Below are 12,719 nucleotides of genomic sequence, written 5' to 3'. Positions count from 1 at the left end.
GCGAGGACGTGGGGACGCGGGTTCGGATGCGGGTGTCGGCGTACGCCGTCGCGGTGCAGGACGAACGGCTGCTGCTGGCCCGTCTGTCGGAGAGCTCGCCGATCTTCACGCCGGGCCTGTGGCATCTGCCGGGCGGCGGGATCGACCCCGGTGAACAGCCGGTGGAGGCCCTGGCCCGCGAACTCCTGGAGGAGACCGGGCTCGAACTCACCGGCGCGCGGCTGCTCGGCGCGCGGACGTACGCGGTGGAACGGGACGCGGTGAGCTGGCATCTGACCGCCCTGTTCTACGCCGCCGAACTCGCCGCCGGGGCACCGGCGGTGACCGAGACCGACGGCTCCACGGACGCGGCCCGCTGGACACCGCTGGCGGACTTGGCCCCCGCCGCATTGTCACCTGCGGCAGCCGACGCCCTCCGCCTGATCGGTTCCGGGCAGCACCCGCACTGACCCGTCCGCAGCGGGCCCACTCGGCCCCGTGCGGGCCGCGCCGGCCCGTCCCGCCGGCCGCGGCGCTCGGTGGAACCGCCCCAGCGCGAGTTCCGGCGGTCGCACGGGTACCGGTCAGAGGATGCCGTGACGCATGGCGCTGGTGACGGCGGCCGTGCGGTCGGCGACACCGAGCTTGCCGAAGGCCCGCAGCAGGTGGGTCTTGACGGTGGACTCGCCGATGAACAGGCGGCGGCCGATCTCGGCGTTGGTGCAGCCCTCGGCGACCAGCCGCAGCACGGCGGTCTCCCGCTCGGACAGCCGTGGTGCCTCCGTGCGGCCGCGGAGCCGGTCGACCAGGCGGGCCGCGACGGACGGCGCGAGGACCGTCTCGCCGCGGGCCGCCGCCCGGATCGCGCCGGCCAGTTCGCCCGGCGTCACGTCCTTCAGCAGGTAACCGGCCGCGCCCGCCTCGACCGCGCGCAGGATGTCGCGGTCGGTCTCGTAGGTGGTCAGCACGATCACCCGGCACGGCAGGCCGGCCGAGGTCAGCCGCTCGATGGACGCGACGCCGTCGCCGTCCGGCATGCGCAGGTCCATCAGCACGATGTCCGGCCGCAGCGCCGCCACCCGGGCCTCGGCTTCGGGGCCGCTCGACGCCTCGCCGACCACGTCGAGGTCGGGTTCGGTGCCGAGCATCGCCGCGAGCCCCTGCCGGACGACGGGATGGTCGTCGGCGAGCAGGACGCGGATCACCGCACGTCCCCGACGGGAAGGACGACCGTGACCGTGGTGCCGCTGCCCGGCTCACCGGAGATGTGCGCCGCGCCGCCCAGTTCGGCGGCGCGCGCCCGCAGGCCCCGCAGGCCGAAGCCGGAGGCGGCCCGTGCACCGCCCGGGTCCGCACCCTCCTCGGCGGCCTTGCCGAGACCGCGCCCTTCGTCCCGTACCGTCACTGTCAACTCCTCGTCCCCGTAGGCCAGTCGGACATACGCCGGGACGCCCTGGCCGGCGTGGCGGCGGACGTTGGCCAGAGCCTCCTGGCAGGTGCGCAACGCCACCACCTCCACGGCCGCCGGCAGGGCGCGCACCCGGCCCGTCACCTCGACCGTGACCGTCGCGGGCTCCTTGGCGCCCGCCGGGGAGCCACCGGCCTGATCCCGGTGCCGGGCCGCGACTCTGCGCACGGCGTCGGGCAGCGAGCCGCCCGCGAGGTCGGCCGGCCCGCCGCCGGCCACCAGGGCACGGGCCTCGGCCAGATTCTCCCGCGCGGTCCTGGCCATCAACGCCAGGTGTGCGCGCGCCGCTTGCGGATCGTCGGCGAACTCCGACTCGACGGCCTGCACCAGCATCAGCAGACTGGTGAAGCCCTGTGCGAGGGTGTCGTGGATCTCGCGCGACATCCGCTCGCGTTCGGCGAGGGCGCCGCGTTCGGCGGACAGCCGCGCCACTTCCTCACGGCTGGCCCGCAACTCGGCCAGGGTGTCCGCGCGTTCGGCGCTCTGCTCGATGACGCGCATGATCCAGCTCCCGACGACCATGGAGAAGCCGAGGGTGACCACCGCGAACACCGAGTTGTAGTAGACGTCGTGCCGGTCGGGCCGCCAGAGGACCACCCAGCCCACCACGGGGATGACGTTGATCACCGCGACGGTGGCGAGCGCGGTGCGCACCCGCAGCAGCATGAAGCACTGCGGCACCAGCGCGAATGTTCCGAGGCGCAGTTCGCCGACCAAAGCGGAGGCGACCACGAACACCGTGACCAGCACGGCCACATAGCGCAGCGCAGCCGGGCTGTCGTTCACCCCGATCAGAATCGCCGGCCGCCCGGCGACCACGTACCAGGGCACAAGCAGGGCGAACAGCCCGGCGGCGACCAGGCGCACGGGCCACCCCGGGGTCTCGGCGGCCAGCGCGAAGAGCACGGTCGCGATCCAGGCGATCGCGAAGTAGCAGTCCCAGGGCGCGAAGGTCCGTTCCCAGGCGTGGACTTCGGCGTCGCCGCCGTCCGCGCCGGCGCGCGCCTCCGGCCCGCCCGGGCCGGCCGGGCCGTTCCCGTCGGCCGGCCCGTCCGCACCGAACGGAGCGGTCACCGCTCGTCGCGCGGCTTCCACCGGAAGGTGAGCAGACACAGCAGCAGTCCTCCGATGCACCAGGCCCCGAGCACCAGGGCGATCCTGCCGTACTCCCAGCTGCCCGCGGGTTCCAGCGCGGCCGCCGCGGAGGGCAGGAACACCCCGCGCAGTCCCTGGCACAGCCACTTCAGCGGGAAGAACGAGCCGACGGTCAGCATCCACCCGGGCAGGGTGTCGATCAGGATGTACACGCCGGAGATGAACTCCAGGAGCAGGAAGGGCAGGACGACTACCGACGACGCGCTGCTCGCCGACCGCGGCACGCTGCTGATGGCGATGCCCAGCAGCGCGCAGTCGGTGATGCCGAGGACGAAGATCCAGGCGAAGGTCAGCCAACCGGTCGCGTCGGACGGCAGGTTGACGCCGTAGACGGTCGCGCCGAAGGTCAGCAGCAGGGCCGTCTCCAGGACGCCGGTGACCATCACCAGCCAGATCTTGCCCAGGAAGTACGCGGCGGGCGGCATCGGGGTGCTGCGCAGCCGCCGCAGCACGCGCTGCTCGCGCTCGATGGCGATGGAGACGCCCAGCGACTGGAAGCTGGTGGACATGATCCCGGCCGCGGTCATCGAGGCCACGTAGTACTGCGAGGCCGTCGCTCCGGTGTGCTGCATGTGGTCGCGGAAGATCGAGGCGAAGAGGAAGAGGAAGACGATCGGGAACGCGAAGGTGAAGACGACCTGTTCGCGCTGCCGGAAGAACAGGCGGATCTCCATCGCCCCGCGGATCAGGCCCAGCCGCCAGGCGCCGGGCAGTGCCGGTGCTCCGGTGGCGGACGGTGCGGTGTGCACGGCGGTGGTCGTCATCGCTTGCTCCCTTCGCGCGTGTGGTGGGAATCGTCGCCCTGGCCGGAACCGCCGTCGCGGCCGTGGTCGGAACCGGCGTGGCCCGAACCGCCGCCGTGGCCCGAACCGCCGTCGCGGCCGTGGCCGATGAGTCCGAGGTAGACGTCCTCCAGGGTGGGCCGGGTGACCCGCAGTCCGGGGACCTCGCCGCCGTAACGCGCGGCCAGTTCACCGACCAGGGCCGTCGGCTCCGCGGTCACCGCCTCGTACTCGCGGCCGTCCGGGTCGGTCCAGCGCACGATCGCCTCGGCCTCACCCCGTCCCGCCAGCGTGGCCGGTTCGCCGGTCGCCAGCAGCCGGCCGGCGGCGATGACGGCGAGCCGGTCGGCGAGCGCCTCGGCCTCCTCCAGGTAGTGGGTGGTGAGCACGATCGTCGTGCCCTCGTCCGCGAGCGCCCTGATGAGCTGCCAGAACTGCCGGCGCGCGACCGGGTCGAAGCCGGTCGTCGGCTCGTCCAGCAGCAGCAGTTCGGGCCGTCCGATGACGCCGAGCGCGACGTCGAGCCGTCGCCGCTGCCCGCCGGACAGCGCCTTGGTGCGGCTGCGCGCCTTCTCCTCCAGGCCGACCAGCGCGATCACCTCGTCGGGGTCGCGTGGCCGGGGGTAGTAGCGGGCGAAGTGCCGTACGGTCTCCTGGACCGTCGACTCCTCCGCCGCCGACTCGTCCTGCCACACGATGCCGATCCGGGCCTGCCAGCCCCGGCCCGCGCGGGCCGGGTCGGCGCCCAGCACGCTCACCTCGCCGGCGTCGCGGGCACGGTGCCCGCGCAGGATCTCCACCGTCGTGCTCTTACCGGCCCCGTTGGGCCCCAGCAACCCGAACACCTCGCCCCTGCGGATGTCCAGGTCGACACCGTTCACCGCGGTGACCTCGCCGTATCTCTTGCGAAGCCCCCGTACCCGCACCGCGTACTCCGTCATGCCCTCAACCCTCCCGCGCACCCCGCCCGTTGGGCATCGGCCACCCGGCTCGCCCGCTGTCCGTCGAACGGTGGACAGCCGATCCGCCCTGCCCCCGGGCGGGGTCCGACGCGCCGAGGTGAGACTGGCACCGGGGCCGGGGTACGTCCAGATGCGCGGCGATCCGTCCGGGAGCGGCAGGGCGTTCGGGGGCACGGCGCTCAGCCGGGCCGGCCTTCGCCGTTCTCCTCCAGGCAGGCGCGCAGAGTGGCGAGGGTCGCGGCGACGCGGGCCAGGTCGTCCCGCGGGATGCCCGCGGTCAGCGCGGCGAGCCGGCCCTCGACCGCGGGGCGGGCCGCCGTCAGCAGCGCCTCGCCTTCGGGCGTGAGGCTCAGCACGGACGAGCGCCGGTCCTGGGGGTGCGCGGTGCGCACGCACCACCCGGCGGCCACCAACCGGTCGACCGCCTTGCTGACCGCGCCCACGGTGATGGCCACTTCGCCGACGATGTCCAGCACCCGGCATCCGGGCACCCGGTCGATGATCTCCAGGAACTCGAACTGCCCCAGTCCCAGGCCGTGTTCGGTCCGCAGTCCGGCGCTCACCGCGTTGTAGAGCCGGGTCTCGACCCGTACGAGGTCGGTGAAGATCGGGGTGACGTGGCTCACGCAAACCTCCTTTGAATTCCTGGGAATCATCTTCCCTGGAATCCGGTTGGGAGAGGACAGATGGATTCCCAGGAATCCATCCTCCCATCCCGGTCAATGGAGGCCCGACATGTCCCGACAGCAGCGCGAGGCCCTGGACGCCCTGCTCCGCTCCGCCCCGCGTCCCGAGACGCGGCCCGGCGTGGAGGAGCAGCGCCGTGGTTTCGCCGAAGCCATGACCCGGCCGGCACCGGACGGTGTCGCCACCCGCCGGACCGAGCTGGGCGGCCGCCCGGCCCTGGAGCTGGAGCCCGCGGGTGCGTCCGGCCACGGCCGGCTGCTCTACCTGCACGGCGGCGGATACGTCATCGGTTCGGCCGGCACCCACGCGGGACTGGCCGGGGAGCTGGCCCGCCGCACCGGGCTGCGCGCGATCTCACCGGACTACCGGCTGGCACCCGAACACCCCTTCCCCGCCGCCGTCGACGACGGCCTGGCCGCCTACCGCGAGCTGCTGGCGGCCGGCGCCGACCCCGCCGCCCTCGTGCTGGCCGGCGACTCGGCGGGCGGCGGGCTGGCCGTCGCGACCCTGCTCGCGGCCCGCGCCGCCGGGCTGCCCCAGCCCGCCGCCGTCGTCCTCTTCTCACCCTGGGCCGATCTCACCGCGAGCGGCGCGAGCATGCGGTCCAAGGAGGAGGCCGACCCCATCTTCGCCGCCGACGACATCCACGCCTACGCCGACCTCTACGTGGGCGCGGGCGACCGCACGCAGCCGCTGGCGAGCCCCGTGTTCGCCGACCTCGCGGGGCTGCCTCCCCTGCTGATCCAGGCCGGTTCCAACGAGGTGCTGCTCGACGACGCCGTCCGGCTGGCGGCCCGCGCGGGGGCGGACGAGGTCGAGGTCACCCTGGAGATCGCACCCGGCCTCCCCCATGTCTTCCAGCACCACTACGGTCGCCTGGAGGAGGCCGACGCCGCACTGTCGCGCGCCGCCGCCTTCCTCACCTCCCACCTCACCGCACGATCGTGGCCAGCACCTCGTTGAACGCCTCCGTGGAGCTGGGGTGGGTCCAGATGGAGTCCCGCAGGGTGGCGGCGGTCGTGTGGGTGCGCATCGCCAGCGCGACCGTGTTCACCAGCTCCTGCGCGTCCACGCTGAGGATCGCGGCTCCGAGGATCTCGTCCGTTTCGGCGTCCATGACGAACTTCATCAGGCCGCGGGTGTCGCCGACGATGGCGGCGCGGGGCATCGCCATCATGTTCGCCACCGCCTTGGCGGCCACGCGCACGGAGTGCCCGGCGGCCCGCGCGGCCGTCTCCGTCAGCCCCACCCGGGCCAGCGGCGGCGTCATGAAGAGGGTGTACGGGACGCCCACCCGGTCGGTGGTGGTGCGCTGCCCGGTGCCCAGCAGCTGATCCGCGACGATCCGGTGGTCGTCGAGGGAGATGTAGGTGAACTGGGGGCCGCCGTTGACGTCGCCGACGGCGTAGATGTGCGGACGGCTGCTGCGCAGGTGCTCGTCCACCTCGACGGCTCCCCGTGCGGTGGTCCGGACGCCGGCGGCCTCCAGCCCCAGCCCGGCGGTGCGCGGGGCGCGCCCGGTGGCCGCGAGGACCGCGTCCGCGCCGACGGATTGCCTGGTGCCGCCGGCCTCGTAGTGCACGACGGCCGCGCCGTCGTCCGTGTCCTCCACCCGGGTGACCCGGGCGGAGGTGACGAAGGTGACGCCCTCGCCCTCGAGGATCTCGCGCACGGCCTGCGCGACGTCGTCGTCCTCGCGCGGCAGGATGCGCTCGGTGCTCTCCAGCACGGTGACCTCGGTGCCGTAGCTGCGCAGCATCGCCGCGAACTCCAGGCCCTGGTAGCCGGCGCCGATGACGGCGAGCCGCCGCGGCATGTCCGGCGAGGCGATCAGTTCGGTGCCGGTGACCAGGTGCGCGCTGTCGCGCAGCCCCGGGATGTCGGCGACCACGTTCTCGGCGCCGGTGTTGATCACGATGGTGTCCGCGCTGAACTCCAGCCGGTCGGCGCCGGCCACGACCTCCACCCGGTGGTCGTCGAGGAAGGTGGCGGTGCCCGTCACCACGGTCACGGAGTCCAGGGTGTCGAGCATGCGGAAGTTCTTGTCGCGCATGACGGAGGTCAGGGTCGCCGTCGACGCCACGGAGTCGGCGTACCACTTGCCGGGGTCGGCGTCGGCCGGACGGGCGGCGGCCCGGTGGATGAGGGCCTTGGTCGGTACGCAGCCGATGTTGATGCAGGTGCCGCCGTACATCAGGGCGGACTGCTCCACCATCACCACGCGCCGTCCCGCACGGCCCATGGTCGCTGCGAGCGTCTTGCCGCCCTTGCCGAAACCGATCACCAGAAGATCCGCGTGCAGAGTTTCCATGGGTCCAGGGTCTCCCCAGCTCCCCGACCCGGCAAGGCAGGAAAGGATCAATTATCGTCGAGATAGGCTCATGAGACGTATGGACGCGATCAGCACCCTCATCCGCATGGCCCGCCTCGAAGCCGGCGTGGACGTGCGCTGCCTCCTGGCGGGCGCGCACGTGCTGGACAACCCGCCCAGCCCGCCGGGCGACGTGCCGTTCCACATCCTGCTGGAGGGCACCTGCCTCGTGGAGACCGACGCCCGGCCGGTCGAACTGCGGGCGGGTGACGTGCTCGTGCTGCCCAGGGCCGGACGGCACCGCGTGCGGGTGAAGGCCGGCGAACCGCCGGTGCCCGCCGACCGGATCGAGGGCGCGTCGGTGGCCACCGTCCGCAGTCCGGCCGCGCCTTCGGTGGACCTCTTCTGCGGGCACTTCGCCTACCGGCCGGGGGCCGGGGAGTTGCTGTTCGCCGGTCTGCCGGAGGTGCTGCACGCGTCGTTCGGCACCGGCGACGGCTCGCCGCTGCGTCTTCTGGGCGAACTCATGCGCAACGAGGCCGCGTCGGACGGGCCCGGTGCGGGGGCCCTGCTGGCGTCGCTCTGCGAGGCGCTGCTCGCGCTCGTCCTGCGCGGGGACGGCGGCGGGCCGGGAGCGGCGTCCGGCGTCCTCGCCCCCTGGACGGCGGTGGTCGACCCCGGCCTGCGGGCGGTCGTGGACGCCGTCGTCCACGAGCCACAGCGGCCATGGACGATCGCCGCCCTCGCCCGCGTCGCCGGCGTCTCGCGGGCCACGCTGGTACGGCACTTCTCGGCGGCCACCGGTATGGGCGTGGCCGACTTCCTCACCCGGACGCGGATGACGGTGGCGGCCGACCTGCTGACGACCACCGGGCGCAGCCTGGAGGACATCGCGGCGAGCGTCGGCTACCGCTCCCCGTCCGCCTTCGGCCGCGCGTTCCGCGACATCACCGGCACCACACCGGCCCGCTGGCGGCGCGCCGCGGCCGACCGCACGCGCTGAGGGCACCACGCGGACACCTGATCAGCGGCGGCACCCGGTCCGTCCCCGCGGTCAGGTCGCGGTCACGCCACGTGCAGCACGATCTTGCCGCGGTGGTGTTCGTGCTCCAGCGCCAGATAGCCCTGGGGGGTCTCGGAGAGCGGGAGCACCCGGTCCACGCTCGCCCGCAGCCTGCCCTGCTCCACCAGCCGGGAGAGGGCGAGCAGCCCCTCGCGGTCCGGTTCCACGATGAAGAACACCCCGCGCGCGCCGCCGCGTTCGGACTCCGGCGGAGACGCCACGCTGACCAGCACGCCCCCGTCACCGAGCACCTGCCAGGAGCGCTCCTGCGTCTCGCCGCCGACCGTGTCGAAGACGACGTCCACGGGACCGGCGGCGTCCTCGAACCGCCCCGCCGCGTAGTCGATCACGGTCTCCGCGCCCAGCCCGCGGACGAACTCCGCGTCCGCCGCCCGGGCCGTCGCGACGACGGACGCCCCGAGCGCCGCCGCGATCTGCACGGCCACCGAACCGACGCCGCCGGCGCCGCCGTGCACCAGCACCCGCTTGCCGGGATCCACCCCGCCGTGCCGGACCAGGCCCTGCCAGGCGGTGAGACCGGGCATCGCGAGCGCCGCCGCCTGGTCGTGGTCGAGGCCGGGGGGCTTCGGCGCCAGCACCGCCGCGGGAACGGCCGTGAACTGGGCAGCGGCACCGTCACGGGTGAACGGGATGAGGCCGAACACGTCGTCGCCGGGCCGCAGTCCGGCGCTGTCGCCGGGACCGTTCTCCACCACTGTGCCGGACACCTCCTTGGCGGGCACGATGGGCAGCCGCGGAGAACCGGAGTCGTCGAGCGCGTCGGTCCAGGTCGCGTCCCAGTCCAGCTCCCCCGCGGTGATCGACGCGGACCGCACCGCGACCAGCACCTCACCGTCGCCCGGCACAGGCCGGGGCGCGACGTCGTACAGCAGCCGTTCGGGGCCGCCGCGGCGGTGGCCCCGCACCGCCCGCATCCGCCCTTCGGCCTCGTGCGCGCCGGTCGCGTCGTCCCTGGTCGTCCCACTCATCGCACCCTCCTTCGCCGGACTGCCGGCAGACGGCCGTCCTCTCCAGTCTGGCCCTGCGCGGACAGGGCCGCCCGGGGACCGGCGGGGGTGCGCCGAAGGCATCACGGAGGCAGGCGAGCGAGCACGGGACTCGGCACCCGGGTCCGTCACAGGCCGCTTGGAAGCGTCAGTGGCGGCGGGGTGCGTACATGATCACGGCCATCCCGACCAGGCAGACCCCCGCGCCGACGATGTCGAACCGGTCGGGACGGTAACCGTCGGCGACCCAGCCCCACGCCAGCGAGCCGGCCACGAAGATGCCGCCGTACGCCGCGAGGATACGGCCGAAGTCGGCTTCGGGCTGCAGCGTCGCGACGAACCCGTACAGGCCGAGGGCCACGACGCCCGCGGCGATCCAGGCCCATCCGCGGTGTTCGCGCACCCCCTGCCAGACCAGCCACGCCCCTCCGATCTCGAAGAACGCGGCGACGACGAACAGGGCGACGGAACGGGCGACGAGCACGGTGACGGTGGTCCTTCGGGCGGAGGGGACAGGCGGGGGTGGGGGCGAGGGCACGGGTAGCGCCGGTTCAGGCCGTGGCCGCGAACAGGTCCCGGAGTTGCGCGGCTCCTTCGGCGGGGGCCCGCACCTCCAGATGCAGCACGGCGCCGTCGAGGTGGAGGCGGAAGTCGAAGAACGGGCAGCACTCCTGCTCGGCCGCCGCGAGCGCGGCGATCGTCCCGGTCCTGCCGACCGGCACGGTCAGCCGCACGCCCTCGGGTATCGCGCTCCGGCCGGCGCCGTCGAGCGCCGCCCGCCAGTCGCCGGCCCGCGTCACCGCGCCCTCTCCGGTCAGCGAGCAGGCCACCGGCGCCGAACGCCACCGTTCGTCTTCCTCCGCGGCGGCTGCGTGGTCCGGCGCGGGCGTCAGCGGCACGTCGACGGGCTCGGGCCGGTCGGCGGACCGCCGACCGGCCAGGAAGCCGCAGTCCGGGTCGCAGCGCCCGGCGCGGTCCGGCAGCGCGTCCAGATGGTCGAGCGCCTGACGCAAGGACGCGGTGAATTCCCGCAGTTCGGCGGCCCGCCGCTCCGCGTCGTCCAGCCGGGCGGCGATGCGGGGCCGCAGACCGGCCTTCACCTCGGCACACGCCCCGCGCTCCCACACCCGCAGCAGCGCGCCGATCTCGTCCAGCGGCAGACCCAGGTGCTTGGCCGCGCCGATGAAGGCCAGCCGCTCGACGGCCTCCTCGCCGTACACGCGGTACCCGGCGGGTGTCCGGCCGGCGGGCAGCAGGCCGGCGCCCTCGTAGAACCGCAGTGTCGTGGCCGGCACGCCGCTGCGCCCGGCCAGCTCGGAGATCCGCATCGCGCTCATGCTGAGACGGTAGACCTTCGACCCGGCTCGAAGGTCAAGCGGCCGCCGCCCCCGGTCGTGGACCAGGCCGGCCAGCTGCGCCGCCGGCCGGGCCGCCGTCGCGAACAGCTTGCGGACGTGCGCGAGGACGGCGAGAGCGGGTCGGCATCGGCGCGATCGGCGCCACCGGCCGGCTCTCGCCGCCGTCGCGCCCCGCAGCGCGGGCCGCCGCCCCTCGGGCACGACCGGCTGCGGGAGGCCGAGCACCCCCACCGTCAGGCGGAGGCGCGACCGCCACCGTGGAGTGCCCGCACCGGTCCGGCGGTCTCCTCCGTTGTCGCGTCGGTCGAGGCGAGCCGTCGTGCGGCGACCTCCTGCCCGATCGTCGGCATCCGGTGCGGGAAGCCGACGCGCAGCACCGCGCCGGCCACGGCCGCGCCCAGGACGACGACGGTCGCCAGCAGCAGCGCCTGGTGGTAGCCGTGCTTGAGCAGCGGCGTGACGACCAGGGGCCCGAGGATCTGGCCGACCGAGTACCCGGCGGTCAGCAGCGCGACCGATCGCGGGAAGCGCAGGTGCGCTCCCGCCGCGAGCGCCAGCGTGCTCACGCCGATGAACGTCGCGCCGAACAGCACCGCCGAGACCAGCGCGGCGGCAACCCCTCCGATGAGCGCCGGCAGCGCGATGCCGACCGCCTGGATGACGAGGGCGGCGGTCAGCAGGTCGGGGCGGGACCAGCGACGGCCCAGCCGGGACCACAGCGCGGAGGACGGGACGGCCGCCAGTCCGACCAGGACCCAGGCGCCGTTCCCGATCCAGCCGGGAGAGCTCTGCCCGATCGCGGCCACCAGGAACGTACCGGCCACGATGTAGCCGATGCCCTCCAGGGTGTAGGAGGCGAAGAGCAGGCTGAACCAGCGGTGCGTACGCGTCCCCGCCGCCTGGCCGCCGCCGGCCGGGGCCGCCGCCGTGCCGGTGGGCTCCGCCTCGGGCCGCAGGCGCCACGCGACGGCGGTGAGGACCGCGGACAGGGCCGCCGAGGCCCACCACGCCTCTCGCCAGTCACCGGCCGAGCGCAGCACGAGGACGAGCAGGCCCGACAGTGCGATGCCCGCGCCCACCCCGCCGAACGCCCAGCCGGGCAGGTGGGCGGGGTGGCCGCGCAGGTGGCTGTGAAGAGAGCTGACGGCGATCACGAACACCAGGGCGCTGGCGACGCCGGCCAGCAGCCGCAACACGAGCCACGCGGTGATGCTGTGGGTGGCGGGCATCACGGCCAGGCTCGCGGTCAGCGCGATCAGGGAGCCGCGCAGCAGCGTGGACGACCGCACCAGCGCGGGTGCCAGGATGCCGACGAGCGCGCCCGCGAGGTAGCCGACGTAGTTGGCGGTGGCCAGGTGGGCGCCGTCACCCGCGGACAGTCCGGCCTGGGCGTGCATCAGCGGCAGGATCGGCGTGAAGACGAACCGGCCGACGCCCATGCCGGCGGCCAGCGCCGCGGCGGCCTGGACGACGTGTCCCCAGGGAGACCGGGCGGTCACCGCGAGCCGTCGGTACGGCCGGGGTCGTTCGGGTGCGACTCCAGCGGTGTGACGTTCGCCGTCATCCAGGGGCGCAACGGCAGCGTGCCCAGCACCTTCTCGTGCAGCTCCGCCTCGTCCGCGGCCCGCCAGATCCCGACGCTGCGCAGCTCGCCCACCGGCCGCCAGAGGCGGGCGAGATGGCCGGCCGCCGCCAGCTCCGCCGCTCGGACGGCCTCGGCCGCCCGTCGCCGGTCGACCTCCTCCTGGCTGGTTCCCTCGGGGACGGTGGTCGTGAGCTCGACCAGGAACTCGCGCATGGGTGGCGCTCCTCTCGGCGGGGCTCCCGGCAACGGCCGGACCACCCCGGGTGAACGGATTCTGCTCTTGCATCGTCCGCCGTTCGCCGAGGTCCGCGCCACGACCGGGTTGCTCCCTGCTGTGAGGCCGCGCCTCCCAGCGACGTACC

General features: G+C 74.3%; 14 protein-coding genes. 3 read left to right on the top strand and 11 right to left on the bottom strand.

The annotated features are described in order from the left end of the window. Positions 1-8: 8 nt before the first annotated feature. A complete protein-coding gene (locus K7862_RS21295) occupies positions 9-449 on the top strand; it encodes an NUDIX domain-containing protein (protein ID WP_308012104.1) in 441 nt (146 codons plus the stop codon). Between the two features lie 114 nt (positions 450-563). Here the strand turns inward: K7862_RS21295 and K7862_RS21290 are convergent, their stop codons facing one another. The 5 genes from K7862_RS21290 to K7862_RS21270 form a co-directional block, all read right to left on the bottom strand. Further along, a complete protein-coding gene (locus tag K7862_RS21290; protein ID WP_222964885.1) occupies positions 564-1,184 on the bottom strand; it encodes a response regulator in 621 nt (206 codons plus the stop codon). Continuing rightward, positions 1,181-2,521: a sensor histidine kinase gene (locus K7862_RS21285; protein ID WP_308012103.1), complete on the bottom strand. Its 1,341-nt coding sequence runs from the start codon at positions 2,519-2,521 to the stop codon at positions 1,181-1,183. Before K7862_RS21285 ends, K7862_RS21290 begins: the two co-directional genes overlap by 4 nt. Beyond that, positions 2,518-3,366, bottom strand: a complete 849-nt coding sequence (locus K7862_RS21280; RefSeq protein ID WP_222964883.1) for an ABC transporter permease — start codon at positions 3,364-3,366, stop codon at positions 2,518-2,520. The genes K7862_RS21285 and K7862_RS21280 overlap by 4 nt, the downstream gene beginning before the upstream one ends. Continuing rightward, on the bottom strand, positions 3,363-4,325 hold the full coding sequence (locus tag K7862_RS21275) for an ABC transporter ATP-binding protein (protein ID WP_222964880.1): 963 nt from the start codon (positions 4,323-4,325) through the stop codon (positions 3,363-3,365). Before K7862_RS21275 ends, K7862_RS21280 begins: the two co-directional genes overlap by 4 nt. Before the next feature lie 200 nt (positions 4,326-4,525). Continuing rightward, on the bottom strand, positions 4,526-4,972 hold the full coding sequence (locus K7862_RS21270; protein WP_222964878.1) for a MarR family winged helix-turn-helix transcriptional regulator: 447 nt from the start codon (positions 4,970-4,972) through the stop codon (positions 4,526-4,528). Positions 4,973-5,081: 109 nt separating this feature from the next. Between K7862_RS21270 and K7862_RS21265 the strand changes: the two genes are divergently transcribed. Beyond that, complete coding sequence (locus K7862_RS21265) at positions 5,082-5,996, top strand: alpha/beta hydrolase (protein ID WP_222964877.1); 915 nt, start codon at positions 5,082-5,084, stop codon at positions 5,994-5,996. On the opposite strand, the gene K7862_RS21260 is transcribed toward K7862_RS21265, so the two are convergent. Next, a complete protein-coding gene (locus tag K7862_RS21260; RefSeq protein WP_222964875.1) occupies positions 5,965-7,344 on the bottom strand; it encodes an FAD-dependent oxidoreductase in 1,380 nt (459 codons plus the stop codon). The genes K7862_RS21265 and K7862_RS21260 overlap by 32 nt on opposite strands. Positions 7,345-7,414: 70 nt before the next feature. Here K7862_RS21260 and K7862_RS21255 point away from each other — a divergent pair, with 70 nt between their 5' ends. Next, positions 7,415-8,347: an AraC family transcriptional regulator gene (locus K7862_RS21255; protein ID WP_222964873.1), complete on the top strand. Its 933-nt coding sequence runs from the start codon at positions 7,415-7,417 to the stop codon at positions 8,345-8,347. 62 nt (positions 8,348-8,409) lie between these two features. On the opposite strand, the gene K7862_RS21250 is transcribed toward K7862_RS21255, so the two are convergent. The 5 genes from K7862_RS21250 to K7862_RS21230 all read right to left on the bottom strand — a co-directional run bounded on the left by K7862_RS21250 (position 8,410) and on the right by K7862_RS21230 (position 12,570). After that, the gene (locus tag K7862_RS21250; RefSeq protein WP_222964871.1) at positions 8,410-9,396 is read right to left on the bottom strand and encodes an NADP-dependent oxidoreductase; all 987 of its coding nucleotides are present in this window, start codon (positions 9,394-9,396) and stop codon (positions 8,410-8,412) included. A gap of 166 nt (positions 9,397-9,562) precedes the next feature. After that, the gene (locus tag K7862_RS21245) at positions 9,563-9,898 is read right to left on the bottom strand and encodes a YnfA family protein (RefSeq protein ID WP_222964869.1); all 336 of its coding nucleotides are present in this window, start codon (positions 9,896-9,898) and stop codon (positions 9,563-9,565) included. Positions 9,899-9,965: 67 nt separating this feature from the next. Then, positions 9,966-10,751, bottom strand: a complete 786-nt coding sequence (locus K7862_RS21240) for a MerR family transcriptional regulator (RefSeq protein WP_222964867.1) — start codon at positions 10,749-10,751, stop codon at positions 9,966-9,968. 254 nt (positions 10,752-11,005) lie between these two features. Continuing rightward, positions 11,006-12,211: a YbfB/YjiJ family MFS transporter gene (locus K7862_RS21235; protein ID WP_222964911.1), complete on the bottom strand. Its 1,206-nt coding sequence runs from the start codon at positions 12,209-12,211 to the stop codon at positions 11,006-11,008. A 56-nt stretch (positions 12,212-12,267) separates the two neighbouring features. Then, the gene (locus K7862_RS21230; protein ID WP_222964865.1) at positions 12,268-12,570 is read right to left on the bottom strand and encodes a muconolactone Delta-isomerase family protein; all 303 of its coding nucleotides are present in this window, start codon (positions 12,568-12,570) and stop codon (positions 12,268-12,270) included. Between the last annotated feature and the right edge of the window lie 149 nt (positions 12,571-12,719).

Origin of the sequence: Actinacidiphila acidipaludis, from assembly GCF_019890725.1 — a bacterium.
Classification (GTDB): Bacteria; Actinomycetota; Actinomycetes; order Streptomycetales; family Streptomycetaceae; genus Actinacidiphila; species Actinacidiphila acidipaludis.
The sequence above is the reverse complement of the archived record's forward strand: the minus strand, read 5'-3'. Positions and strand labels throughout refer to the sequence as shown.